This window comes from Rickettsia conorii str. Malish 7 (assembly GCF_000007025.1).
In the GTDB taxonomy this organism is placed as follows: domain Bacteria; phylum Pseudomonadota; class Alphaproteobacteria; order Rickettsiales; family Rickettsiaceae; genus Rickettsia; species Rickettsia rickettsii.
The window spans coordinates 445,191-470,948 of the sequence record NC_003103.1; the positions used below are offsets into that span (position 1 = coordinate 445,191).

Genomic DNA, 25,758 nt, shown 5'->3' on the forward strand with positions numbered 1-25,758 from the left:
GTCTATTTATGGGTACTGCCGATAATAATTCCAATATAGCAAGCAGTACGCTCCTTTTGTGACGGTTCTTTAACATATCTCGTATTTACTGTTCCTAGCTCAACAAAATCCTTAAATAATCCATCATCTTTTTTCATAAATTCTTCATATTGCGGTAAATTAGCTACAATATCGTCTACTGATTCCACTAAATATGCTCCCTCTCTAATCAATTTATTTGTACCTTGACATTTTGGATCTAAAGGAAAGCCGGGAACGGCAAATATTGCCCTATTTTGTTCAAGTGCAAATTTTGCAGTTATTAATGAACCGGATTTTAAGCTTGCTTCTACTACCACTACTCCTAAGGCTAGTCCCGATATTATCCTGTTACGCTGTGGAAAATGTTTTCCAAGCGGGGTAAAGCCGATAGGTAACTCATAATATTAAACCTTCTTCTGCTAAATTTTCAAATAGTTTTTTATTTTCCGGTGGATATATATGATCAATACCGCCTGCAATAACTCCGATAGTTTGAGAAATTGCAGCTTGATGTACGCTGCTATCTATTTTTCTCGTGCTAACCCTGAAACGGTTATATAACCTTCTTTTACTAAATCATTTGCAATTTTATGCGCAAAGCTTCTGCCGTTTGCAGCAGCGTTTTTGTACCTACTATTGCAACGCATTTATATAGTATGATTTAATAACTCTATATTATTATAGCTTAATATTAGCAGTGGATCATAAATTTCAAGTAATAATTTTGATATTCCGGAGATTTATATGTGATGATCTTAGCATTGTCTTTTTCGAGAAGCTCTAACTCTTTTTCAGCATCGCTTTTACTGAAAAATTTAATTGGTTTTGACTTTCCGCCTCGCAATGAAAAATCCGGAACGTTATTTATGGCAGTTGCTACATCACCAAATAATTTAATTAAACTAAAGAAAGTTTTAGGACCGATATTTCACTCCTAATAAGACGTAAAATATTAATTGTTTCAATATTATAAGATATTTTAGGAGCAGAAAATAATTCTTTCAACATTATTTAGGGTTATTTGATATTGCGTTAGTGCTGTATGTCATTCCTGCCTAGGCGGGAATCCAGTCAAGCATATAAAAATTTGTGTTTTTATATGTTTATTTTGTTAAATATGTAATTGTTTATCAATGTTAAGGTTATTTTTTGCTGGATTCCCGCTTTCGCGGGATATGACATCGAACCATGCAACAACACTAGACAAGCCACGGTAGGACAGTTTTCCACTTTAATAACACAGTGTAATATATTACAGCTTCTCTGCATGTGAGCTTAAATAATGTGCTATACCTTCATGTGATGGGGTAATTGCTTCCTCACCTTTATGCCAGCCGGCAGGACAAACTTCGCCGTGCTTTTGATGATGAGTTAAAGCATCGATTACTTTTAATGTATAATTAATATCACGACCGATAGGTAAGTCGTTAACTAGCATGTGACGTACTATGAAATCCTTATCGATTAAAAAAGTTCCACGCAAAGCAACACCGTCTTCATTAAGTACATTATATTTTGAAGAAATATCCTTTTTTATATCGGAAACCATTGGGAATTGTACTTGTCCAAGCCCGCCTTTATTATGCGGAGTATTTTTCCAAGCTAAATGGCTAAAATGAGAATCAACACTAACAGCTACTACTTTAGTACGTCTTTCGGTAAATTCACCAAGCTTATTGTGAAATGCTATAATTTCCGATGGACAAACAAAAGTAAAATCTAGGGGATAAAAAAATAATACTATATTATCCCCTGCAGCATAATTGCTAAGTTTAAACTTATCGTCTATATTATTATTAGGCATAATAGCTTTAGCTGTAAAATCGGGAGCAGTTTTGCCGACAAATACTGACATATTCATAACCTTTTATTAATTAATAATCTGATATGATATATAAAACTAATTATTATTACAATAATAAATCGTTATAAATTGCTACTTATCTATTTTCGTTCCCGAAGAAGAAGCTTTTAATTGGTTAAATATAGTTAATGCTTCGGTTATAAAACTACTCGGTTCTGAAAGATTTGCAGGTAAAATTACGGTGTTGGTATCTTTAGCCAAATTACCGAACGCACTAATATATTGCTCGGCTATTTTAAGAGCTACTGCATCACTTCCTCCCGTTTTTTGTACGGCAGTTGCGACAATCTCAATACTATTTGCCGTAGCGGTAGCGACTAAGCCTATTGCTTCAGCTTCACCTTTTGCCCTGTTAACTTGATCTGTATAAGAAGCTTCTGAATTCAGTACGATTTGTGCTTTTTCACCTTCTGCATGATTAATTTTTGCTTGTCTATTACCTTCCGACTCTAGAATTTGAGCTCTTTTTTGACGCTCTGCCGCTACCTGCAATTCCATAGCTTTAAGTATAGTTTGCGGAGGTTGAATATCTTTAATTTCATAACGCATACATTGTATGCCCCAATTTATAGCAGCCTGATTAATAGCTGCTACAATTGCTACGTTTAAAGTTTCGCGCTCTTCAAAAGTTCTATCTAAAGGGAGTTTACCGATTTCCGAACGCATAGTAGTTTGAGCAAGCTGTGTTATGGCATAGTAAGGATTATTAACACCATAAGATGCTGCCATTGGATCAATGATCTTAACATATAAAACACCGTCTATAGATAATGTTACGTTATCGTTTGAAATAGCTGTTTGAGCGGTAACGTCTATTGCTTCTTCTTTTAAAGTATGTTTGTATGCTACTCTCTGAATAACAGGGATGAGTAAATTTAAGCCAGGCTGCAGTACCTTATCGAATTTTCCAAGTTTTTCTACTACCCATGCTTGTTGTTGCGGTACAACTTTAACCATTTGTATTATAACTAAAATCGCTATAATACTGAAAATTAATAATGCATATTCCATAATTCAATACCTTTTTTTATTTCCACTCTATATTATTTTTAATTATAAAAAAAGGATTTAAGTTAAATGGTACTTAATTATATATTTTTTTTATCATTAAAATGGGTTTTAATTACTTTGAGTAAAGAAAGAATGCTTGAATATTCTTCAAGTTGTTCATTTACATTTTGTATCTCATTTAAAGCGCTATTAAAATCTTTCTGCAATAAATACGTTTCAGCAGCTTTATTTTGTTCTAGTGTTTTAAGTAAAATACTTTGTAAAAATCTATAATAATAGTCGTCTAGTTTAGGTATATCAGACATAATAATAAATCATATAATTATTGAGTTCTTAATTTATATATAAATTTTTTAATAATTCAATAATTTTTAACTAGATTTACATATACTTAAGTCTTTATCTATTATGTCGGACTCTATATTTAAACAGTTAAGGATTGAATGAAATACATAATCATGGCTAATTTCGGTATTAGCATAATTTTTAATTGAAGATACTGATTTAGGATATTTGGCTTGAAAATCATCTGATACCCAAACTATAAGAGGTACGGTTATTTGTTCTGCAAGTAGTGGACCGCCGTGACCGTAATAACCATTTTCTCCGAGGGACTCGCCGTGATCAGATACATATAATAAAAATGCATTTTTATCTTTAAGCAAATCTATTAAATTATATAAAAAAAAATCGGTATATAAAATAGAGTTATCATAACTGTTAACTAAAGCAAGCTTATCGCAATCACTTGCATCTCCCTTAACCTTAATAGGACAGGTAGGGGTAAAATACTCAAACTCTTTTGGATATCTCGCATTATAGTTCCAATGGCTGCCGGAAGTGTGAACTACTAAAAATTGTTTCTCTGAGTTTGTTAGTATTTCTTTTATAAAAGGCAATATTTTTTCATCATGATCATTTAAAGAAAATAGGGCAGAGCCGCCCGGTACTATAGTAAAATTAACGTCATTATATATATTACTGAGGTCAAAATTTGCAAAACTCCTCATTAAAGTTTGAGTACCGATCCAGGTAGTATTAAAGCCAAGATTTGTTAAAATTGATAAAAAGCTGTTCTCTTGTCTACTATTTTCAATTTGACTTGCAGGATAACGTGAAAGTAACGACGGTACGGAAAGATAGGTAAGATTAGAAGAAGATTTAGCTTTGAAAGAAATTAGGTTTTGAGTAGTCTTTAAGTAAGGAGTCGTATCTCTTTCATAACCGTTAATACCGAAATGATCAAATCTTGCTGATTCTCCTATAACTAAAACACCGATAATATCTTTATCTGACTTATCTATAAAGTTATATTGTTTGCTAATATCTATACATGCATAATTTTTTTCACCGAAATTTCCGGCAAAATTAAGGTAGCTATTATGTAAATACTGAATGGGAAAATAATTTTTTAGTATCTTAAATGAAGGCGTAATAATGTTATATACAAAAATAAGTAAGCAAGCGGTAGATAATAGTTTTGTTACGAATGATTTAGAATTTTCGGCGGCAAAAGATTTGAGAGTATAAAAACAGGTAAAAAGGCAAAAAATTATCCATATTATTAACTTAATGCTGGTTAATTCATAAACTTCGTTTAAATCCGTTGAGAAAAAACTACCTATTACTTGTTTAGTAGGATTGATTTTGAAGAAATAAATGTAATAACTAGCAATAGCGGATGTTATAAATAAAAACCCCACGCCGATTTTTAACACTAATCTATGTACGCTAAGACCGAAAAATGCTATAAAAGAAAATATATAAATATAGCAAAAATCTTTTGATAACTCTAATATCCCTCTAAAGATTGTTGCTTTATAATAATCAAATTTATAAATCAATATTGCGGTATTAAATAATAAACAATAAATAAAGGCTAAAATCGCCGATAATTTAATTAATTTCGTATCTAAATGTTTCTGAATAGTTTTTAGCATAAATAATAATTAATAAAGTAATTTCTATAACTATCATGATCATAAAAAATCTTCAAGAATTTTATCGGCTTTTAATACCAAATGTTCCGCTTATCGCTATTGATTACGGAAACAAAAAATTAGGAATCGCATTATCTAATCAAGAACGTAGTATTGCTATGCCCTTAAATACTATAACCGAGATAAATAAAAAAATTGTTATTACTTCCTTGCTTAATATCATCGAGAAATATAAAGTTTGCGGTGTTATAATAGGTCTACCGATTGATATGAGCGGAGCAGTAACGGAGCAAACAAATATAGTGATGAAATTTGCTGAAGAGCTAGCAAAATCTATAAACTTGCCTATATATTTACAAGATGAAAGATTAACTACCAAAGCTGCAAATAATTTGCTTAAATCGTTTGGAGTGAAAAGAAAAGACCGTAATAATAACGATGATGCAGTAGCTGCTAGTATGATTCTTGAAACCGTGCTTGATTCTATAAAAAATATTTAATTAGGAAAGAATTGAGGAGTTGTTGTATGGATCGAAAAACCTACTCAATGTCATCCCCGCGAAAGCGGGGATCCCAGCAAAATAACTTCAATATTGATATAGAAGTGGCATATTTGACAAAATAAACCTATAAAAACTTGTTTTTATAGGTTTGACTGGATGCCTGCCTACGCGGGAATGACATAAAACGGTCCATGCAACAAAGCCAAGAATAAATTACCTCCTATTTCACTGGGACAAATTTTACTAGTAGAATTTATGGAACCTATGGGGATTAGTCAAAGCAAACTTGCTCGTGATATTGATGTATCCGTTACTAGGATCAATAATAGCATTAAGCATCATCGTTTAATTGCCGCTGATACAGTCCTGCGTTTGGGTAAGTATTTTTAATATTAATCCTCGTTGGGAATATGCAAGACCAATATGATTTAGAGCTTGCAGAAGATGAAGGTTGGAAAATTACAGAAGATAGAATAAGAACCTTTTCTATGGCAAGTTAATTATTTATAACTCAATATTGTTACGCACTCAAAACACTATTGTAAAGATATATTATTTATGATAGAACCGATTCGGTAAAAATAAATAAAATATACTATGAAAATATTAATTTTAGGTGTTACCGGTATGCTAGGTAATAGCATATTCAGGTTTTTAAATAGTGATAAAAAATTTGACATTTTTGCAACAGCCCGAAATAATTCAGCTCGTTCTTACTTTTCTAAGGATTTATCCGATAAATTAATTACAAATGTAGATGTTGAGAACCATGATGCGTTAGTTGAGGTATTTAATCAAACAAAACCCGATATAGTAATAAATTGTATAGGGCTTGTAAAACAATTGGCAGATGCTAATGATCCGTTAAAAGCATTACCGATAAATAGTTTGCTGCCTCATAGGTTAGCTAATTTATGTAAACTAGCTAATTCAAGGTTAATCCATATTAGTACTGATTGTGTGTTTTCAGGAAAAAAAGGTCATTATAAGGAAAGCGATTTTTCTGACTGTTATGACCTTTACGGTCGTTCAAAATTGCTTGGTGAGGTAGATTATCCGCATGCTATCACATTGCGTACTTCCATTATAGGTCATGAGCTAGCAGGCAATAGAAGCTTAATCAATTGGTTTTTAAGTGCAGAAGGTTCAGTGAAAGGGTTTGAGAAAGCTATTTATTCAGGATTCCCGACAGTAGAGCTTGCAAGAATAATAAGGGATTTTGTGTTACCTAATAAAGAGTTGCACGGGCTTTATCATGTTGCCTCAAAACCGATTAATAAGTTAGAATTGTTAAAATTAGTAGCAGAAATATATAATAAAGACATCGATATTATTTCATCAGATGAGCTTGTAGTAGATCGCTCACTAGATAGCACTCGTTTTAATGAGGTGACGGGATATACGCCTCCTGAATGGCGTGAGCTTGTAAAGCGTATGTGTGAGTTTAAGTAAATTGTCATTGCGAATATAGGCTTGTACACGGAATCCAGCATAAAGTGAGATAAATCGAGCTTTTTATGTTTGTATTTTTTATAACTGGACCCTGTGGACAAGCCACAGGATGACTACCTTAGAGTGTTTCTCGATTGACACAATGACAGAATGAATAATAACAAAATAGGTATTTATATATAATGTTTGTAGATAAAACTTTAATGATTACAGGAGGCACAGGTTCGTTTGGTAATGCAGTGCTTTCTCGTTTTCTTAAATCCGGTATTATTAACGATATTAAGGAAATTCGTATTTTTAGTAGAGATGAAAAAAAGCAAGAGGATATGCGTATTGCTTTAAATAATCCGAAACTTAAATTCTATATCGGGGACGTACGCAATTATAAAAGTATTGATGAGGCAATGCATGGTGTAGATTATGTATTTCATGCCGCTGCTTTAAAGCAGGTTCCGACTTGTGAATTTTATCCTATGGAAGCAATAAATACTAACGTCTTAGGTGCTGAAAATGTTTTAAGTGCTGCTATTAATAACAAAGTTACAAAAGTTATTGTACTGAGTACCGATAAGGCTGTATATCCAATTAATGCAATGGGATTATCTAAAGCATTAATGGAAAAGTTAGCAATAGCAAAAGCACGTATGCGTTCTCCAGGTGAGACTGTGCTGTGCGTTACTAGATACGGTAACGTTATGGCTTCTAGAGGTTCGGTCATTCCTCTTTTTATCAATCAAATAAAACAAGGTAAGGTATTAACCATTACAGAACCGTCAATGACACGTTTTTTAATGTCGCTTGTAGATTCGGTGGATTTAGTTTTATATGCGTTTGAGCATGGTCATCAGGGTGATATTTTCGTACAAAAATCTCCGGCAAGCACAATTGAAGTACTCGCAAAAGCGTTACAAGATATATTCGATAGTAAAAATGAAATACGTTTTATCGGTACACGTCACGGTGAAAAACATTACGAATCATTAGTATCATCAGAAGAAATGGCAAAAGCTGATGATTTAAGGGATTATTACCGTATTCCTATGGACGGGCGCGATCTTAATTATGCAAAATATTTTGTTGAAGGTGAAAAGAAAGTAGCTCTTTTAGAGGATTACACTTCCCATAATACAAAACGTTTAAATTTAGAAGAAGTAAAAGAGTTATTACTGACTCTTGATTACGTACAAGAGGAGCTAAAAAATGCTTAAGGTAATGACGATTGTTGGTACTCGTCCTGAACTTATTAAACTATGCTGCGTGATTTCTGAGTTTGATAAATATACTCATCACATCCTAGTTCACACCGGTCAAAATTATGCATATGAATTACATCAGGTTTTTTTTGATGATATGGGAATTAGAAAACCCGATTATTTCTTAGAAGTAGCAGCAGATAATACGGCAAAATCTATCGGGCTTATTATCGAAAAAGTTGATGCAGTACTTGAGAAAGAAAAGCCCGACGCCGTTCTATTTTACGGTGATACTAATTCATGTTTATCGGCAATTGCCGCTAAACGCCGTAAAATTCCGATTTTTCATATGGAAGCGGGAAATCGTTGTTTTGATCAGCGTGTACCTGAAGAAATAAACCGTAAAATCATTGATCATATTAGTGACGTTAACATTACGTTAACCGAACATGCAAGACGTTATTTAATTTTTGAAGGTTTACCGCCTGAGCTTATTTTTAAATCAGGTTCGCATATGCCTGAGGTCCTTGATCGCTTTATGTCTAAAATATTAAAGTCTGATATTTTAGATAAATTGTCACTTACCACAAAGCAATATTTCTTAATTAGCTCACATCGTGAGGAAAATGTTGATGTCAAAAATAATCTGAAAGAATTATTAAGTAGTTTACAAACGCTTATTAAAGAGTATAATTTTCCTGTAATCTTCTCAACACACCCAAGGACTAAAAAAAGGCTTGAGGATTTAGAGGAGTTTAAAGAACTTGGCGATAAAATAAGATTTTTGCCAGCCTTCGGGTTTACGGACTACGTAAAACTTCAGATGAATGCATTTTGTATTTTATCCGATAGCGGTACTATCACTGAAGAGGCATCTATACTTAATTTACCTGCTTTAAATATTCGAGAAGCACATGAACGTCCTGAAGGTATGGACGCCGGAACGCTTATTATGTCCGGTTTTAAGGCTGAACGGGTACTACAATCGGTGAAAGCTATTACGGAAGAACACGAGAATAATAAACGCTTGCAAGAGATCGTGCCGGATTATGCAGAAGCAGGACTTGTGTCAAAGAAAATATTACGTATAGTTTTAAGTTATGTGGATTATGTTAACCATACAGTATGGTTTAAAAAGTAATCCTATTCATTATTATCATATCAAAAACATGAAATTTTTTAAATTAATAAAACTTAACACTTTATTTTTAAGTGTTTTTTTACTAATAACTCTTATATCTTCTTTTGGCTATTCCAAAGAAAATTCTTATAAAAAAATAGTTTTCCTTGTTAGTACAGAGACATTCGGCGGTAAAGGCGTATACGCAATGTATAATGAGATGAAAAAAATAGGTCATGATGTCAAAATTGTAATAGTACCTCATCCTCATCCCAATATTCAAGGAGGAATAGATACCGGGTTTATTAGTAAATTTGATGCACAAGATGTGATATATCCATGCGGTAAGTATGCTTCTTATTCAAATGTTAATACAAAATGTGAAATTTCTGAACTAAAAAATTATCAGCCGGATTTTATCTTTACGCAAAATCCTTACGAAAATTTTCAAGGCTATATATCAGAACCTTTTACGGCTGCTAATTTGTATAAGAGCTTTAGAGGAACTAAAACAAAAATTATGTATATAGTCTATGGTCCGCATATCTTTCATCAAAAAAATATTGATGATGATAAGTTATCAAGTTGCATAGAGACGGTATTTGTTGATTCAGAAAGTACAAAGGATATCTTTATTAGTAATTATAAATTTCCTAAGGATAGAGTTATTGTTTCAGGTTATCAACCATACTATGAAGTAAGAAATTATAATATTAAAGAAAAACCAAACTCGGAAACCATTTTATGGCTTCCTAGATGGGAATTATCATTTAAAAATAGAGATTTATATGAAGGAGGTTCTACTTTCTTAAATTATCACTATTTTTTCTATAATTATGCATTACAACATCCTAATATTCATTTTATTATAAGACCGCATGTTACACTATTTACCTATGCAGTCGGTAAAAATTACTTAAGCCAAAGTGATATGGATAATATATTAAGTAGATTTAACTCTTTAAAGAATGTTACTGTTTCTGCACATGCATTCAGGTCGTTACTGGATGATATAATGGTGTCAGATATTGTAATAAGTGACGGTACTTCATCTCTTGCTGAAGTAGTAGTTGCCGATAAGCCTATAATTTACTTAAGTAATGGTTGGAATAATGAATTTAATAGCAATGCTCTATCTAAAGAATTAAAAAAATATATGTATTTTGCTTATGAGCCGCAAGATATTATTAACTATATAGAATTTATTAAGCAAAATCATTATTTACCTTATTATGAAAATAGTAGTGGCAGAAATCAATTTAAAAAGATGCTTGATCCTGTAGAAAACCCTGCTGCATTTATCGCCGAATATTTATTAAAATTATAATAGTTTAAATAATTTATGTTAGAAGAAATTTATAATGATGGAGAAAGATTAATTCTTGGGGCAACTTATGATGTTTTAAAGGTAATGCGTCATAAAAGTAGCTATAAGATTTTTAAAAAAATTATAGAAGCCGATATACTTAATAGCCCATTAATGCTAAATCAAAAAATAAAAATTTTAGATATAGGTTGTGGAACGGGACACGGAACTTTCATGCTTAGCGATATATTAGGAGTAGAAATTACAGCAATAGATATCAGTAAAGAATCTATAATTTATGCTGAACAAAATTGTGGAGCATCTAATATATAATATATTAAATCTGATTTAGTTAGTTTTATTAAAAAGGCAGAAGAATGTGATTATATTGTATCACGACATGCACTTGAGCATATTGAAGATGGGTTAAATCTAGCACTTAATCTTAAATATAAAAAACGATTAATAGTAAATGTACCTTTTAATGAACCGGAAGAGAATATACATCATTTAGTTAATTGAATTACTGAAAAAGACTTTGAATCATATCCGAACAAAGAATTTTTCTATGAAGGAGTAGATGGTGTAACTAACGACACGCATTCTGAAAAAATCCTCCTAATTCTATAATCTGTATATCTAGTAACTCAGATTTAAAGCCTATAAAACAATTATTTCACTATTTTATAAATTATTTTTAAAAGTTATGACAACTAGAAAAGATAAACCTCTAAATATTTATCATACTTTAGTTTCCATTATTATACCTGTCTATAATGGGGCTAATTATATGAAAGAAGCTATAAATAGTGCTTTAGCACAAACTTACAAAAATATTGAAATTATTGTTGTTAATGATGGTTCAAAAGATAATGGAGAGACAGAACGTGTAGCATTATCATATGGTGATAAAATACGCTATTTTTATAAAGAAAACGGAGGTTGCGGTTCGGCCTTAAATTACGGTATAAAAAACATGCAAGGGGAATATTTTTCGTGGCTTAGCCATGATGATATATATTATCCTAATAAAATCGAGCATCAAGTTGACATATTAAATAAATTAGATAATAAAGATACTATCATTTACGGTGGTTATGAATTAATCGATGAAAAAGGCAACTCTCTACGTTATATTAAACCGGATAGTGTGCTACCTATAAATAAACTTAATATTTCTTTATTACCTTTATTACGAGGATTAATACATGGTTGTTCGTTATTGATGCCTGCTAAATATTTTCATGAAGTCGGTATATTTAATGAGGCTTTACCGACAACGCAAGATTATGATTTATGGTTTAAAATTTTCCGTGTTGCCCCTATTCATTTTGACGAATCTATCCTAATTAAATCTCGTTTTCATTCAGAGCAAGGTAGTAAAAAAATATCAAATCATAACGAAGAATGTAATGTATTATGGTCATCGTTTCTTCACGAGTTAACAGAAGAAGAAATGATCAAAATGGAAGGTTCTCCTTATTTATTTTTAACTCGTACAGCTACTTTTTTATCCAATAATACTCCGTATAAAAAAGCCTGTGATTTAGCAAATACTATGGCTAAACAAGTACTAAATGATACTAAAATTAGTGTTATTATACCGGTATATAATAGAATAAATTGGGCAATTGAAGCTATAAAAAGTGTACTTATTCAAACACACAAAAATTTTGAGATACTTATAATAGATGATGGGTCGACTGATGATATATCAGAATTAACTGCAATATGCAAAAAAGATAAAAGAATAAAATATTTTCATAAAAAAAATGAAGGACCTGCTGCTGCACGTAACTTAGGTATTAAAAATGCTATAGGAAAATATATTGCTTTCCTTGATTCGGACGATTTATTTTATAAGGATAAAATAGAAATCCAATTAAAGTTTATGGAAGAAAATAATTTTATATTTTCTCATACTTCATATCACAAAATAAATGAAAAAGGAAAATATATCGAATCTGTTCATTCCGGGCTTTTTAGTGGCAATGTTTTTCCTCAAGTCATACAAACTTGTCCAATAGCAATGCCGACAGTTATGGGAACTTTGACATTATTTCAAGAAAATTTATTTCCTGAAAATATAAGAAGCGGTGAAGATTGTTGTTTATGGATATCTATTGCTAGTAAAAACTCAATAGGCGGTATAGACAAAGAATTGTCTAAAGTACGAATTAGCGGTGGTACTAATACGTTTATGGACCCAAATAAATATTCAGTAGGTTTAATAAATATTACTTCTTATGTTCTTAATGATGCTTATTTAAGTAAATTTAGTCCGTTTACTATTAATTTGTTATTAGCGGCTGTTACACAATTAAGATTACTAGAAAATAAAAATGAAGACTATAAAAAAAGTAATATTTCTTTTTTCAAAAATAATTATGTAATTCAAAAAATACGAACCTATTGCTTTGTGACAAAAATTTTGATTTTATTAACTATTACTTCTATAAGGCAAGAAGGAATACGTGCAACAATCTCTAGAATACAGAGATGGCTTAAAAAGCATATATAAATAACTATTCTTCAAGTATCTTAACTTTTGAGCCATCACCAATTTTAGTCATACCTTCGGTAACGACTAAGTCACCTGCTTTAATATCGTCAGAGATAATTTCAATTAGATCTTCTGTACGTGTACCGATTTTTACATATAATTGTTTTATCGTATAACCTTCTATTTTATAAATAAAAGTACCTTGATTATTTCGTTGAATACAACTTTCAGGAACGGTTAGGTTTTTATGAGGGTTAATTATAAGCGTAACATCTACAAAGCTATTATGCAGGATTTTTGTACCCATAGGTAAAATAATTTTAGCTGTTAAAGTACCATTATCTGATAAGTAATGCGATACTGCCCCGATTGTACTTTTAATTTTTCCTGCAATTAAAACTTCAGTATCGACGCCAACTTTTCCGCTTAAAGACTCCGGCAATTCAATAAAAATACCTTGTGAGTTTTCTGTTCCGGTAATGCTAAAAAGATAGTCACCTATTTTTACTTCATCGCCGACCATAGACTTAATTACGCCTATTTTACCAGAGTAGGGTGCAGTAATTATCATATCATTATATGTTTTTAGAGCTTTGGCATAATTAAATTTTGCATCTTCAAGTTCGCTTTTTGACCTTTTATATTCCTCGTTGCTTACAAATTTTTTAGCGAATAAAGCTTCTTTGCTATTATAATCTTCTTGTTTTGTATTTAATAACGCTGCTGCTCTAGATTTAGTGGTTTCTGCTATGTTTTTATCTATAACTAGCAATATATCCCCTTTTTTTACTATTTCTCCTTGATGTGCTGAGACTTGTTCAACTACTCCGGTGGCATTGGCATAATAATCACGACTATTATCATTCTGGCATTGCCCTACAATATTAAATATGTCGTAAAGCTCAGCAATTTGTACTTTAGTTGCTTTTACTGCTGTAATTTTTTCTTCTTCCTTTTTACTTGCCATAGTAGAAAACGAGATAAGTAAGGTAAAAAGAACAATAAGTTTTGCAGACATCATATATTATACTCTAAGGTGCATAGGTGTCATCTAGTAGTTTGTCCACGGCATCTAGGAAAAGCAACTAAAAGTTTATGTTGTTGTGACATTTTTAGCTGGATACTGTGGACAAGCTACTAGATGACAAAGTATGCTTTTTCAGTTCCTCATCCGTTAACCATTTATATTCTTTTTCTAGAATTTCAAATCTAATTTTTTCTAATTGTGCATCAAGAACAGGTTCAGGAACGATAGCAGAACCGGTAAACTCAAATCCTTGATAGTTAATTTTTAGTTTCTTACAAATTTCTTGTAATGATAATAAATTTTCTTCTATATCATCGATAAATATTATTGATTGTGGATAATAACTTGTTTTTCGTAATACATACTCAAGCATGCTTCCTTTATCATATTCCGCAGTGTAAATTATTCCGTCTTTTAATGTAGGTTTACCGTAACCGGCATTAAAATCTTCTATTATTATCTCATCTTCTAAAGGTGAAAATTCTTGAAAATTTACCTTTAATTCAGTGAGTTCACGAATTCTCCATTCGATCATATCTTCAATTACGCCGAATTTACCGGTAGGAAGTTTAGTAAGACCCATTGCCGGTACATTTTTTTCTGTAAGTAGAGCAAATATCGTTAAGATATCTGGGTTAACAAATCTAGCTTTCCTATCTTTAAGAACAATGCTAAGTAACAATTCACATTCTTTTCTAGTAAGTCTTTTTTCAATGTTCTTCATTAATTCTTTTCTATAATCATGTGTTAACCTAGATTCATCACTATCCATTACAATTACTTCATCTACATCAAAAAGCACCAAGCTAGTATTATCGGCTTGTTTTACCGCTTCTATAACTTCTTTAAAATCATGAACTTTATTTATGTTGCTATACATAGTTATTGTTTATTTAATCTTACTTAAGAGTCTAATTACTTCTTCTAAGGAATTTGTCATTACCTTTAAATCTTCTTCTCTAGATAAATTATGGTGACCGTCTTTAATTAGCTTCATTACTATTTGTTTGCTCGTTATTTTTTCTAATAATTTTACTGAAACATTATAAGGCACGTCTTCATCTAACATCCCATGAATGAGATGTACCGGTATATTTATATCAATCTGTTTCTTTGTCAATAATAAATGTTTTTTTGCATCTTCTATCAGTTTATAGCTTATAGGATATTTATGCTCACAATTTTTACCGCTTACTTCTAGTATTCCCTCTTTTTGCATCTTATTTTGATCATTTAGAGATATATTTTGCCAAATATTTTCAGTACAATCTGGAGCAGGGGCTACACACACAAGTCCCTTTATTTTATCAGGAAATCTTAAAGCCGCAAGAAATGCTAGCCATCCTCCTATGCTCGAACCTACTAATATCGCCTCCGTATTAATTAATTTATCTAAAATTAGTGATACTCCTTCTAACCAATCACTAATTGTTTGATCCTTAAATTGTCCTGATGCGTTTCCATGGCCGAAATTATCAAAAACAATAAAATTATAATTGTTTTTTTTACAATAATCTATTAAATAGATAGCCTTAGTTGATTGCATACTAGACATCAAGCCGTGTAAAAAAATTACAGATGGAATATTTGTATTAATTATTCTATAATTATCATAGACAATAAATTTGTCTTGTGTTTTATTATAAAGTTTGTGCATTTTAAATAATTATTTTAATAGATTGAGATTTAATGCCTTCATTAAAGTCAAGTAAACGATACAATAAATATACTATTTTGCAAGTAGTGCCTGCTCTAGTTTCGGGAGGGGTTGAAAGAGGTACTATAGAAGTTGCAAAATATCTTAAAATTCTCGGTCATACTCCTATCATAATTTCAGCAGGCGGTACTCTAGTTAAAGAGTTAGATAAGGAAGATATATTGCATATTGAAATGAATAGTAACAGTAAAAATCCTTTTGTAATTCTGAATAATGCAAAATTGATAGCAGAAATAATCAAAAAATATAATGTTGATATAGTTCATACAAGATCAAGAGCACCGGCATGGAGTTCATATCTAGCAACAAAATGGACAAATGCTAAATTTTTGACTACCTTTCATGGGGTTTATAATATTCCGAATAGTTTTAAAAAATATTATAATAGCATAATGCTAAAAGGCAAGAAAGTTGTTGCCGTGTCTAATTTTGTAAAACAACACTTGCTCGAAAACTATAAAATTGATGAAGATAAAATAGTAGTAATTGAGCGTGGAGTGAATTGTGATTATTTCGATCCCGCAAATTTAACGCCGGAAAAACTTGAAAAATGTTGTGATAAATATGATGTACCGAGTAACGTGCCGATAATATTAATGCCTTCTAGAATGACAAGTTGGAAAGGACATCTTGTTCTAGTAGAAGCATTAAGTAAATTAAAACATAGAGACTTTTATTGTTTAATGGTCGGTGATATATCTAGACATCCCAATTTTACTAATAGAGTAAAAGAGCTTATAGCTAATTTAAAACTTCAAAATAAAATTCAAATTTTTGGTAATGATTCGGATATAATAAACCTATATGGGATTTCCGATATTATCATTTCTGCCTCAATCGAGCCTGAAGCTTTCGGGCGTACTATTATAGAAGGGCAGGCGATGAAGAAGCTTGTTATTGCAACTAATATCGGTGGGGCAGTAGAGACAATAAATAATAATATAACCGGTTTCCACGTAGAACCAAATAATGCCGAAGCGTTAGCACAGCAAATCGATTATTGTTTCTCGATTTTAGGTACTGATCTTGCTAAGAAAATCCAAGAAGCGGCAAGACATACGGTAATTAATAATTTCTCTCTTGATCTGATGCTAAGAAAAAACCTTGAAATCTATAAAGAAATCTTAAAAAACTCCCATAATTGAACATCTAGATTTAGTATATACTCATGATAAATGAAAAGTAGTCAAGTATATAGGGTTGAATAGAATAGCTATTCTCCTAATAATTTTATTTCAGCATACAAATCTTCAAGATTTATACTGATCATAAAAATTATTATAGTCATGAGATTTACCGTCATGATGCACTACAAGCATTAAAGTTTCCGGTAAAAATTCTTTTAAAGCTTGTTATGCATTTTCTATAGATATTGTATCAAGATTAGCAAATACCTCGTCTAAAATTAATAGTTTAGGGTTTGCAATTATAGCTTTAATGATTCCAATTTTTTTCTTTTGACTGCCCTTGGTGCATTTATTACATCATAATTTTTATCACTTAAGTGCTTAATTAATGTACCTAGATCTAATTTTATAAGTAGTGTGTTAATTTTTTCTTCTAATAATTGCTTATTACTTTTAATGATTGATTGATCAAGGTCGGAGGTTATTATTTCAAATAAAGTAGATTAAACCGGTATGTAACTATTCTGATCAATAAATATTATTTTTGGATTTTGATAATGGGTAGGTATGGAAATTTCACCAACGCTATGGTATGGATCAGCAATACAATTGACTAAACTCTTTAAAAAAGTAGTGTTGCCTTTTCCTGAGGAAGCTGGAAGAAGATCATCTGCTCCTAGTTTGAATACTAATTTTTCAAAACTCAAAATAGTGCTTTCTTCTATAATTAGGTTATAATCAGAAATTACAAGTTCATCGTTTGTATCATTAGTAGACCATGTTATTCCTTTTTTATTCTCAGAAGAAATCGCCTCTATTAATTTTGTAATTCTCGCTTGTTATCTAACTGCTCCACTAAAGATTATTTTTAATGAGGAACTTGTTAAGAATGATTTTAAGGTTTCAAGCCAAGGATTAAGTAGTAGAGCTTGCTCAGGCGTAATCTCTCCATTTTTTACTTTATAAAAATATAGTAAAGTGATTTTATGAATTTATCGGAGATATCTAGTATAGTAGTTATAGTATTTTTTGTGCTATCTAAAAACAACATTTTCTTTGATATTTCTTTTTTAGCTTTAAGTTGCTTGGCATATTGATTTTGTACAAATTGAGCAGAATCAGTTAACAAGATATTTGAAGTATTAGAGGATATATTTCTTACTATAGAAGCTGTATTTTCGTTAATTTCCTCTGGCTTCTTGCCTGTAAGAAATATTCAGTTGATATAATATATTTAAAAATCTCTTAATATTTTCAAACGCATTAAATATAATAGCTCCTGGAACTAAATTCATTATATCTTGCAATGTAATAAGCTGTATAATTTTTTGAGTGGTTAAATTCCCTAATTGTAAAATTCCAATAGTGAAAGTATTATTAAGATCATTAAATAAATTATTAGTAATAGCTTCTATATCCTTTAATCCTAAGATTTTACTTTTATATTCTTCGTTTAGTAACAGTTCTAAAGTTTTTTGTTCGATTAAATCTTGAGTATTTTGTGTTAAAGAAACTTTATATGATTGGAATAGTGTGCTTATTATATTTTTTCCACACCATAAAATACTGATTTTGGCTCCTTGAGAAACAAGAGGTCCTATATCAGCATTAGGGTCCTGTATATGAGTAAGGTTAATGCAATTAACGTATTGCCATCATTTCCGGTATAGTTAATAAAACTACTATTTATGTATGCTTCAATTAAATCTAAAACCCTTGGGTTACATCTTTAATTTCATTTTTTGAATCATTTTTAAAATTGTTAGAAAGTATATTAGGATCAATTACCCTAATATTAGGAGTTAAGTTTATCTGAATTTCTTTTAAATTTTCCTGATAATTTAAGAAATCAGTCCCATAATATGCTAAGCCTACTATTGCAGCTGTAGAAGTTAAATAAATTGGTACTGAATAATTAGGAAAAGTTGTGATGAGATTTGTAGTAATAGGGTAGATTAAATGTCCTTTAAATGTGGCAGAAGTAAGATAATGTTTCTGAAAATACCCTTCGGTTATTAAGATTTCATCAGCAAGAGTTGCCGAAACAAAAAGACTGCTTCCTGTTGTCCCATTTACAATAAAACCAATTATACCGCTAATTATTAAATGTGTTCCATATGCTAACTTTTTGGAAAAGGTAGAAGCAGCTATTATTTTTATTAAAAATAGATATCGTTATTGTGAGTGGGCGTTGTTGTGTGTATCGCAAAAGGCACTCGGTGTTATACCGTGGTTTGACCACGGTATCCAAAAACAACTGAAAAACTGATCCACGCAGCAATACCTTTTGAGCGATTGAAAGTAGCGTGGCACTCCATAAAAATAATAAAAAAATACTAAAAATTAGCATTTTTATACTTCCTTGCTTCGTCAAAAATTACAGTTTTTCTTAGCTCAGACGTTAAATTTTTAACTAATCTATCTTTAATAAAAGCTGCCGAATTAGGTGATAAGTTGTATTATAGTATAAAGAAAAAATGTAGGTGTAGGGAAGAAAGTAAAAAGGCAGATAAATAAAACCTGCCTTTTTATAATTATTAACGAGAATATAACTCGATTACTAAATGCACTTCTGCTTCAAAAGGATATGGGACATCAGAAAGAGCAGGAACTCTTAAATATTTACCGGTTAATGAAGGTACATCAAATGATAAATACCCCGGTGTTGTTTGACCTTGTTTTGAAACGGATTCTTGGATAAGCGGTATTTGTTTTACGGATTCTTTAACTTCTATAACATCGCCTGCCTTTAGTCGTATGCTTGCGATATCGGCTTTCTTACCGTTTAATTTAATATGTCCGTGTGAAACTAACTGTCTTGCAGCAAAAATAGTTGGAGCTATATTCATTCTATAAACTACCGTATCAAGTCTACTTTCAAGTAACCCAATGAAATTTTCACCGGTATTACCTTTCATTTTTTGAGCAAGTGCAAAAATATTTCTAAATTGTTTTTCAGTGACACGACCGTAGTGGCATTTCAATCTTTGCTTAGCTTTTAAATGTAAACCATAATCTGAAGTTTTAATCATGGTATTCTGCCCATGTTGCCCGGGACGATAATTTCGTGTATTGAAAGCATCCTTGCTATCACCCCATAGACTTACTCCAAGTCTTCTACTAGCTTTATATTTAGAACGAACAATTTTTGTCACTGATAATATCCTTAACTTATTATTTATTATTTGAATTACAAAAAAATATATACATTTCTTGCATCAAAGTCAATCATTGATTTTTAACCTAAAACTTTTTATATTTAATTAAAAAATATTTCATATGAGTTCCTTAGTAAGACCAATCAATTTAGGTAAAATCAATCATTCACAAAGTACTGTTAAAGACTATATTTTACTTATGAAACCGCGTGTAATGTCGCTTGTGATTTTTACGGGTTTTGTAGGTATGTGGCTTGCTCCTTATTCTGTGCATCCGTTTATTGCTGGTATTGCAGTTGTTTGCATAGCGCTTGGGGCAGGTAGTGCAGGGGCAATTAATATGTGGTACGATAGAGACATCGATAGCTTAATGAAACGTACCCAAAAAAGACCGATAGTAAGAGGAGTTATAGAATCTGATGAAGCTTTATCTTTTGGTTTGATAACGGGATTTTTTGCAGTATTTTTTATGGCTTTATGTGTTAATCTACTTGCATCCTTTTTACTGCTATTCACTATTTTTTATTATATCTGTATTTATACTATTTGGTTAAAGCGTCGTTCTATACAAAATATCGTTATTGGCGGAGTATCGGGAGCATTACCTCCTGTGATAGGTTATGCAGCGGTAAGCAATACTATATCTCTAGAGTCGATTATATTATTTTTGATTATTTTTATTTGGACGCCGCCGCATTCATGGGCTCTTGCTTTATTCTGTAACGATGACTATAAAAACTGTAAAGTACCGATGATGCCTGCAGTAAAGGGGACTTTATATACTAAAAAACAAATTCTAATTTACAGTATTCTTTTATTTATTGTTTCGCTAATGCCTTTTTTTATTGGAATGAATAATTTTATATATTTAATAATTTCTGGTATCCTTGGGGTAGTATTTCTATATTATGCCGGTTCTTTATTCTATGACACCCCTGATAACAAACAAGCTAAACGATTTTTTGCCTATTCGATATTTTACTTGTTTTTTATATTTTTACTTTTGTACTCAACTAACACTATATCCACTATTAGCTGAGAGATAATAGTGTTGGATTACTTTTATAGAAGCTAAAATTAAAACCCAACGTGAAAAAACATATCATAAGTGTATTTTCATGCAAGTGATTTTTTATTTATAACTGTAATTTTTAAATTTTATGCTTTTGTGTCGTAATTTTGATAAGTAGGAAGAGTTAGAATATATATCGTATTTTATTCCATGGGCGCAACCTGTCATGCAACACACTCCATCGTTAGATAAAACTACTCTTAATACCGGCTTTATAACGTACCGCCTTGCCTCCATATTTGCTTACTTTATTTTCCTGTATAATTTGGTTGCCAAATTAAAGCTTCACTCTCTAATCTATTTGAGGCAATATTTCTTTCATGCTGCTTATCGTTATGCGTTAAAAATATGCATTCCGCTTTTATAAACGGTTTATATTGGTTGTTTATGTATTGAGCTAAATCTTCAAATAACTTTGCATATTCGGTAAGCCAGCCTTCATAAGCAATAATAGGAGCAAAGTTTAGATGAATTTCGTAACCTGCTTCAATAAAAATATTCACCGCTTTTATTCTCTCGATAATTGAACTCGTTTTTGGCTCTAATATCTCACGCATTCTTGTCGGTATCAAACTAAATCTAATCCTTATTTTGTTTTCAGGATTAAAATTAAGTAATTTAGGATTGACATATTTAGTAGCAAAAGTTGCTTTAGCACGTGGATCTTCTTTAAAGAACTTAAATATCTTTAACCAATTAGTGTGTTTCCAATGCAAACTTACATCGGTAGAACAACCTATATCATATGTCCAATATTTAGAATCTGTTTGATTGGAAATTTTAGTCGGTAAATTTGCTATATATTTATCCAATACGTCAAGTAATCTATATTTTCATTGATATATAATGTCTCATAGTTATGATGCATAACATAACAATAACTATTTCTGCAACCTCCGGCACAGCCATACATGAAGTTAGGCGTTATGTAATCAGTTGATCTTCCATTAGGACGTACGTGCAAAGTTTTGTACTATTTTCTTAATCATACGATTTTAAATTAAAGTTTATTTAAACTACTTACTTAGCTTTACAAACTTCAGATTTATTTACTTACATTGAAATTGTGGTTATAAATTATTAATTACAAATATATCATAAGTTATGGAAAAACCAAGCTATCTAAATTTTGATAATACAAGTTATAAATGGAAAAATGATATTGAGTATCGTAAATGCCCGGAAAGCTATAGAGTAGGTAAAGGGGAGGCAAGGAGTATGCATTTGTCAACCATATAAAAATGAAATTTTGCCTTATTGGAAGTTTAAAACTTCTGAAATTGCTAAAGAAAGTAGTGAAAAAATATCTCGATCTTCATAACAGATATCCAATATCAAGAAGAAAAAGACAATCTACGAAGATTCGTTGAAACTGATCCTGAAGAACTTTCAAATTTTATTGAAACTTATGATAAAACTGAAAAATATAACAATATAGAGAAGCTGAAATTTTTCATAGTTTTAAGTTCTATTTTAATGGAAAAACAACAAGATAATGCGATTAAATCATTAAAGAAAGCTATTGAACTAGATCCAAGTAAAGCATACTATCACGAAGAGTTTTTTAATAAATTACATAAAATAAATCCGGAGGAAGCACTCGCTTCTATCAAAAGAGCTATAGGGTTAAATCCAAATAAAAAATCATTATATGAAGACCTTATTATTTTGTTGAAAAAGGCAAATTATGATGAAGAAGCAGCAAAAATTACTAAAGTAATTTAAGATTTCCCTAAAAACATACCTAATTTGGTATTAGATACTGAGGAAACAAAGGATTTGTATCCAATTAGGTTTGGCACAGGAATAACTGTATCAAAACGTGGGTATTTATGAGTTTTGCACTGTCATCTAGTTGCTTGCTAACTAAGTCTAGAAAAAATAACTTCAACATTGTTACTACACTATATTATATGTTTTGCTGGATGATGACATAGAGAGGAATAATAAGTCACACAACACCCGTGACGGTCACATTAAAACAGTTTTTTCAATCCTTTTTGTAGAAGCTTATTCACAGGATCTGCTTGTTGGTTTTCCTGCGGAGGGCTGTTTTGTTCCTCTGTATTTGTATCCTTTTTCTTTCTGAGACCCAAAGCATCTTTAATAATATTTTCAGGTTTCTTCTCTCCGCTTTTTAAGTCTTTAATAACGCTATTAAATACGTTTTTAACTAAATATGTTTGAAAGGCTTGAACGTCTAATTTATGCTGCGGATTATTTATGAATCCGTATAATTTAACGGCTATAGGCGGTAAATCCGCAATAGTAACGCTTGCACTAACATCCATCATGTATTGTGGTAAGTTAATTTGACCGCTTGCATTTGTTGTGGCAGGTGAAGCATCTAAACTACATTCATTTAAATTAAGCTTGCCTTGCGTTATATTTCCTCTGGCAATTAAATTTTTGAAAGATGTGGATCCGCCACTAAAGGAGCTGTTAATAAGTCGCAATACTCCTTCGGTATTTTTAGCATTATTTACCGCATCTGCGATTCTGTTTAAATCAAATCCGCTTATTTCCCCGTTATCGCTATTTACGTTAAATTGTCCATTTAGATTATTAACATATGTATAAACGCTATTACCGCGAGAAGTAAGATCGGCTTTAAAGCTTAGTCGCCCATCAGTTATTTTTATTTTATCCGATTGCGGAGTGAAACTTTTGAGATAGGCATTTTTTAAATCGATTTTAATTGCAGCGTTTTGATCTTTGGCTGAACTCACATAACCGGTGCTACTTAGTTCGCCACCGTAAATGCTTGCATTAACTGAAGTAATATTCAGCGTGCCGCCGGTGATATTTAATTTTGCTTTTAAATTATTTATGATTAATGAGTCGTTAGTTAATTTATCAATATTTGCGGATAATTGCCCTTCAATTTCATTTAAAAACCCTAAATTAATAGGATTATTTGACCAAGGAGAATTATTTTTAGCTGTAGGTATGTTTTGAGTAGCAGGACTATTAGTTTTATTTGGAGCAGGAGTAGGACTATTACTTGTAAGAATTTTATCCAAATTAACTAAAGGACTATATAAGTTAAGATTAAAATTGGGCTTCTGGGTTTCTAAATTAATATCTCCTTTAATAGATATATTAGTATTAAAAGCGGATATTTTATTATTAATATGGAAAGTATCTTTAATTTTTTGCACTCCTCCGTTTAACTGCAATACTCCAATCTGACTTAAATTACTTACTCCCATAAGAGACATAAACGACTCAAAATTATTAATTTTTAGATTGTGCGAAATAGTTATATCTTGTGCTAAATTTTTAAGCTCAATATCTCCCGTTAGATTACTATTTGCAGCCGATAAATTAATATTTTGTAATTTTATTGCTTGAGAATTACTAATTACATTAGAAGTAAGTATAAGTTTTTGGTTAATAATAGGCGGTAATTTATCGGTCTTTAGTTTTAGAGCATCAAGTATAGGTTTTAAACTATCAGCTTGTAGCATAATATTTGTCTTATCTAAATTAGAGCTAATCTCGGTTATAATGTTACCGGGATTGATAATAATATTTGATTTCAGGTTATTACGCTCTATATCATAATTTGCATTTGCTAGTAATTCTATATTTGGATAATTAAGTCTAGCATCTTTAATAGCTATATTTTTACTATCGGCAGTAATTGCCGTAGTTAGCTCGTAGTCATTTTGTAAATCAGCAGGCATACCTAAAGTTTTAGTATTACCTTTAATATTTGCGTTACCTATGAACGAATTATTTGCGCTATCAAATTTTCCTTCGATTTTAATTTTTTCACCGGCAAGATTAATATTGGCACTTAACGGAATTATTTTACCGATTTCTTCAATATTGCCGTCTATATTAATTTGCTGTTCCAAAGCCTTTAAAGCTAAAGTCAAATCTATAGGACCTTTAAGGCTTTTAATTTTAGTCTCTAAGTTAATATCGTTAAATATTTTCTCACTGTTTTTTTCTATATATATTACTTTGCCGTCTATAATTTTAAAATGACTAATCAAAATAGGAAGTGCTAATTCAGTTTTAGTATCGGTAGATTCTACAGAGCTAAGTTCATTTGTTTTGGATGCATTATTAGGTGTAGAAAATTGCCAATTTTTTTGTCCATTACTTAAAACTTCTAGATTTATAATCGGTTTTTGCAGTTCTATAGAAGCTACTTCAATTGCTCCTCTAAAAAGAGGAAAAAGTCGCAATGACGCTTTAGCACCTTCAACGGAAACTAGATGAGGTTCTTTTGTACCGTTTATTGATGATAATTTAATTTCTGATAGTGATATTGCGGGATTCGGTAGTAAAGATAATTTTATGTCGCCGTTAATAGTTAAATCTCTATTTGTAGCCTCTTTAACTTTATCTATTACTATTCCTTTATAATTATTTAAAGGAATAAAGAAAGGAATAACAATTAATAATAATATTATACTTATAAATATAATAAGTGAGTATTTTAAAGTTTTAGGCATAGAGCTTAACCTTCTATTTATATACATAATATTAATTATAGTATTTAAGGATTAATTGTCAATTTTATATAATTTACTCAATTAAGGATTAAAATAATTATATTCTATGTCATTCCCACGAGGCGTTGTTGCGTGGACCGGTAAAACCCACTGTGGTCACCCCGTGGCTTGACCACGGGGGCCATAAAAACAATAAATACTAATAAATTTAGTATTTTTAACTGGATCCCGTGGTCACGCCACGGGATGAGACAGAGGTGAATAAGAATCGTAGG

Annotated in this window: 25 protein-coding genes and 3 pseudogenes; 13 read left to right on the forward strand and 15 right to left on the reverse strand. The window is 31.0% G+C overall.

Features of this window, described 5'->3' with window-relative positions; genetic code table 11:
- Positions 1–2: 2 nt before the first annotated feature.
- From RC_RS02280 to RC_RS02310, 8 genes are all read right to left on the reverse strand, one after another.
- Complete coding sequence (locus RC_RS02280; RefSeq protein ID WP_324602839.1) at positions 3–410, reverse strand: DNA-processing protein DprA; 408 nt, start codon at positions 408–410, stop codon at positions 3–5.
- Between the two features lie 7 nt (positions 411–417).
- The gene (locus tag RC_RS10990) at positions 418–549 is read right to left on the reverse strand and encodes a DNA-processing protein DprA (RefSeq protein ID WP_317133664.1); all 132 of its coding nucleotides are present in this window, start codon (positions 547–549) and stop codon (positions 418–420) included.
- Positions 546–668 carry a hypothetical protein gene (locus RC_RS10745; RefSeq protein WP_267878455.1) on the reverse strand — a complete coding sequence of 41 codons (123 nt, stop codon included), beginning with the start codon at positions 666–668 and terminating at the stop codon, positions 546–548. The genes RC_RS10990 and RC_RS10745 overlap by 4 nt, the downstream gene beginning before the upstream one ends.
- Positions 669–712: 44 nt before the next feature.
- A complete protein-coding gene (locus RC_RS10995) occupies positions 713–946 on the reverse strand; it encodes a DNA processing protein DprA (protein ID WP_324602840.1) in 234 nt (77 codons plus the stop codon).
- A 327-nt stretch (positions 947–1,273) separates the two neighbouring features.
- Positions 1,274–1,876, reverse strand: a complete 603-nt coding sequence (locus tag RC_RS02295; RefSeq protein WP_012150652.1) for a peroxiredoxin — start codon at positions 1,874–1,876, stop codon at positions 1,274–1,276.
- 81 nt (positions 1,877–1,957) lie between these two features.
- Entirely contained in the window at positions 1,958–2,896 is a 939-nt protein-coding gene (locus RC_RS02300) for an SPFH domain-containing protein (RefSeq protein ID WP_004996064.1), read from the reverse strand.
- Positions 2,897–2,973: 77 nt separating this feature from the next.
- Entirely contained in the window at positions 2,974–3,201 is a 228-nt protein-coding gene (locus tag RC_RS02305) for a hypothetical protein (protein WP_004996061.1), read from the reverse strand.
- A 66-nt stretch (positions 3,202–3,267) separates the two neighbouring features.
- Positions 3,268–4,836 carry a phosphoethanolamine transferase gene (locus RC_RS02310; protein ID WP_010977098.1) on the reverse strand — a complete coding sequence of 523 codons (1,569 nt, stop codon included), beginning with the start codon at positions 4,834–4,836 and terminating at the stop codon, positions 3,268–3,270.
- Between the two features lie 35 nt (positions 4,837–4,871).
- Here RC_RS02310 and ruvX point away from each other — a divergent pair, with 35 nt between their 5' ends.
- The 9 genes and pseudogenes from ruvX (at position 4,872) to RC_RS02350 (ending at position 12,931) form a co-directional block, all read left to right on the forward strand.
- A complete protein-coding gene (gene ruvX, locus RC_RS02315) occupies positions 4,872–5,336 on the forward strand; it encodes a Holliday junction resolvase RuvX (protein WP_010977099.1) in 465 nt (154 codons plus the stop codon).
- 267 nt (positions 5,337–5,603) lie between these two features.
- Positions 5,604–5,766: pseudogene (locus RC_RS10170) on the forward strand (transcriptional regulator).
- Positions 5,750–5,839 (forward strand): hypothetical protein, encoded by a 90-nt coding sequence (locus RC_RS10175; protein WP_012150658.1) that lies wholly within the window; start codon positions 5,750–5,752, stop codon positions 5,837–5,839. The pseudogene RC_RS10170 and the gene RC_RS10175 overlap by 17 nt, the downstream one beginning before the upstream one ends.
- Before the next feature lie 97 nt (positions 5,840–5,936).
- Positions 5,937–6,791 (forward strand): dTDP-4-dehydrorhamnose reductase family protein, encoded by an 855-nt coding sequence (locus RC_RS02325; RefSeq protein ID WP_010977100.1) that lies wholly within the window; start codon positions 5,937–5,939, stop codon positions 6,789–6,791.
- 182 nt (positions 6,792–6,973) lie between these two features.
- Positions 6,974–7,999 (forward strand): UDP-glucose 4-epimerase, encoded by a 1,026-nt coding sequence (capD, locus tag RC_RS02330; RefSeq protein ID WP_010977101.1) that lies wholly within the window; start codon positions 6,974–6,976, stop codon positions 7,997–7,999.
- A complete protein-coding gene (gene wecB, locus RC_RS02335) occupies positions 7,992–9,125 on the forward strand; it encodes a non-hydrolyzing UDP-N-acetylglucosamine 2-epimerase (RefSeq protein WP_010977102.1) in 1,134 nt (377 codons plus the stop codon). Before capD ends, wecB begins: the two co-directional genes overlap by 8 nt.
- Positions 9,085–10,431, forward strand: a complete 1,347-nt coding sequence (locus tag RC_RS02340; RefSeq protein WP_010977103.1) for a hypothetical protein — start codon at positions 9,085–9,087, stop codon at positions 10,429–10,431. Before wecB ends, RC_RS02340 begins: the two co-directional genes overlap by 41 nt.
- A gap of 15 nt (positions 10,432–10,446) precedes the next feature.
- A pseudogene (locus RC_RS08905) lies at positions 10,447–10,932 on the forward strand (class I SAM-dependent methyltransferase).
- 184 nt (positions 10,933–11,116) lie between these two features.
- Entirely contained in the window at positions 11,117–12,931 is a 1,815-nt protein-coding gene (locus tag RC_RS02350) for a glycosyltransferase family 2 protein (RefSeq protein ID WP_010977105.1), read from the forward strand.
- A gap of 4 nt (positions 12,932–12,935) precedes the next feature.
- Here the strand turns inward: RC_RS02350 and RC_RS02355 are convergent, their stop codons facing one another.
- The 3 genes from RC_RS02355 to RC_RS02365 form a co-directional block, all read right to left on the reverse strand.
- A complete protein-coding gene (locus RC_RS02355; protein WP_010977106.1) occupies positions 12,936–13,934 on the reverse strand; it encodes an efflux RND transporter periplasmic adaptor subunit in 999 nt (332 codons plus the stop codon).
- A gap of 91 nt (positions 13,935–14,025) precedes the next feature.
- Complete coding sequence (locus RC_RS02360; RefSeq protein ID WP_004996037.1) at positions 14,026–14,820, reverse strand: DUF2608 domain-containing protein; 795 nt, start codon at positions 14,818–14,820, stop codon at positions 14,026–14,028.
- 9 nt (positions 14,821–14,829) lie between these two features.
- On the reverse strand, positions 14,830–15,597 hold the full coding sequence (locus RC_RS02365) for an alpha/beta hydrolase (protein WP_010977107.1): 768 nt from the start codon (positions 15,595–15,597) through the stop codon (positions 14,830–14,832).
- 32 nt (positions 15,598–15,629) lie between these two features.
- Here RC_RS02365 and RC_RS02370 point away from each other — a divergent pair, with 32 nt between their 5' ends.
- Positions 15,630–16,802 (forward strand): glycosyltransferase family 4 protein, encoded by a 1,173-nt coding sequence (locus RC_RS02370; protein WP_010977108.1) that lies wholly within the window; start codon positions 15,630–15,632, stop codon positions 16,800–16,802.
- 485 nt (positions 16,803–17,287) lie between these two features.
- Here the strand turns inward: RC_RS02370 and RC_RS02375 are convergent, their stop codons facing one another.
- Positions 17,288–17,491, reverse strand: a complete 204-nt coding sequence (locus tag RC_RS02375; protein ID WP_010977109.1) for a hypothetical protein — start codon at positions 17,489–17,491, stop codon at positions 17,288–17,290.
- Positions 17,492–19,321: 1,830 nt separating this feature from the next.
- Positions 19,322–19,939, reverse strand: a complete 618-nt coding sequence (rpsD, locus tag RC_RS02385; protein ID WP_010977111.1) for a 30S ribosomal protein S4 — start codon at positions 19,937–19,939, stop codon at positions 19,322–19,324.
- A gap of 124 nt (positions 19,940–20,063) precedes the next feature.
- Here rpsD and cyoE point away from each other — a divergent pair, with 124 nt between their 5' ends.
- Positions 20,064–20,981: a heme o synthase gene (cyoE, locus tag RC_RS02390; protein WP_010977112.1), complete on the forward strand. Its 918-nt coding sequence runs from the start codon at positions 20,064–20,066 to the stop codon at positions 20,979–20,981.
- A gap of 281 nt (positions 20,982–21,262) precedes the next feature.
- Here the strand turns inward: cyoE and RC_RS02395 are convergent, their stop codons facing one another.
- Entirely contained in the window at positions 21,263–21,826 is a 564-nt protein-coding gene (locus tag RC_RS02395; protein WP_010977113.1) for a spore photoproduct lyase family protein, read from the reverse strand.
- Positions 21,827–22,118: 292 nt separating this feature from the next.
- Here RC_RS02395 and RC_RS07390 point away from each other — a divergent pair.
- Together RC_RS07390 and RC_RS02400 are read left to right on the forward strand one after the other, a co-directional pair.
- Positions 22,119–22,335 (forward strand): annotated as a pseudogene (locus tag RC_RS07390) (DUF4385 family protein).
- A 155-nt stretch (positions 22,336–22,490) separates the two neighbouring features.
- A complete protein-coding gene (locus RC_RS02400; RefSeq protein ID WP_010977114.1) occupies positions 22,491–22,739 on the forward strand; it encodes a hypothetical protein in 249 nt (82 codons plus the stop codon).
- A 251-nt stretch (positions 22,740–22,990) separates the two neighbouring features.
- On the opposite strand, the gene RC_RS02405 is transcribed toward RC_RS02400, so the two are convergent.
- Positions 22,991–25,483, reverse strand: a complete 2,493-nt coding sequence (locus RC_RS02405) for an AsmA family protein (protein ID WP_041471763.1) — start codon at positions 25,481–25,483, stop codon at positions 22,991–22,993.
- Between the last annotated feature and the right edge of the window lie 275 nt (positions 25,484–25,758).

Bases quoted from the DNA above. Each gene is read 5' to 3' on its own strand.
- RC_RS02325 (WP_010977100.1), top strand. From the start codon at position 5,937: ATGAAAATATTAATTTTAGGTGTTACCGGTATGCTAGGTAATAGCATA.
- RC_RS02365 (WP_010977107.1), bottom strand. From the start codon at position 15,597: ATGCACAAACTTTATAATAAAACACAAGACAAATTTATTGTCTATGAT.
- cyoE (WP_010977112.1), top strand. From the start codon at position 20,064: ATGAGTTCCTTAGTAAGACCAATCAATTTAGGTAAAATCAATCATTCA.
- RC_RS02300 (WP_004996064.1), bottom strand. From the start codon at position 2,896: ATGGAATATGCATTATTAATTTTCAGTATTATAGCGATTTTAGTTATA.
- RC_RS02400 (WP_010977114.1), top strand. From the start codon at position 22,491: ATGGAAAAACAACAAGATAATGCGATTAAATCATTAAAGAAAGCTATT.
- RC_RS10175 (WP_012150658.1), top strand. From the start codon at position 5,750: ATGCAAGACCAATATGATTTAGAGCTTGCAGAAGATGAAGGTTGGAAA.
- RC_RS02340 (WP_010977103.1), top strand. From the start codon at position 9,085: ATGTGGATTATGTTAACCATACAGTATGGTTTAAAAAGTAATCCTATT.
- RC_RS02310 (WP_010977098.1), bottom strand. From the start codon at position 4,836: ATGCTAAAAACTATTCAGAAACATTTAGATACGAAATTAATTAAATTA.
- RC_RS02405 (WP_041471763.1), bottom strand. From the start codon at position 25,483: ATGCCTAAAACTTTAAAATACTCACTTATTATATTTATAAGTATAATA.
- capD (WP_010977101.1), top strand. From the start codon at position 6,974: ATGTTTGTAGATAAAACTTTAATGATTACAGGAGGCACAGGTTCGTTT.
- RC_RS10745 (WP_267878455.1), bottom strand. From the start codon at position 668: ATGCGTTGCAATAGTAGGTACAAAAACGCTGCTGCAAACGGCAGAAGC.
- RC_RS02350 (WP_010977105.1), top strand. From the start codon at position 11,117: ATGACAACTAGAAAAGATAAACCTCTAAATATTTATCATACTTTAGTT.
- RC_RS02355 (WP_010977106.1), bottom strand. From the start codon at position 13,934: ATGATGTCTGCAAAACTTATTGTTCTTTTTACCTTACTTATCTCGTTT.
- RC_RS02370 (WP_010977108.1), top strand. From the start codon at position 15,630: ATGCCTTCATTAAAGTCAAGTAAACGATACAATAAATATACTATTTTG.
- RC_RS02295 (WP_012150652.1), bottom strand. From the start codon at position 1,876: ATGTCAGTATTTGTCGGCAAAACTGCTCCCGATTTTACAGCTAAAGCT.
- wecB (WP_010977102.1), top strand. From the start codon at position 7,992: ATGCTTAAGGTAATGACGATTGTTGGTACTCGTCCTGAACTTATTAAA.
- ruvX (WP_010977099.1), top strand. From the start codon at position 4,872: ATGATCATAAAAAATCTTCAAGAATTTTATCGGCTTTTAATACCAAAT.
- RC_RS02305 (WP_004996061.1), bottom strand. From the start codon at position 3,201: ATGTCTGATATACCTAAACTAGACGACTATTATTATAGATTTTTACAA.
- RC_RS02360 (WP_004996037.1), bottom strand. From the start codon at position 14,820: ATGTATAGCAACATAAATAAAGTTCATGATTTTAAAGAAGTTATAGAA.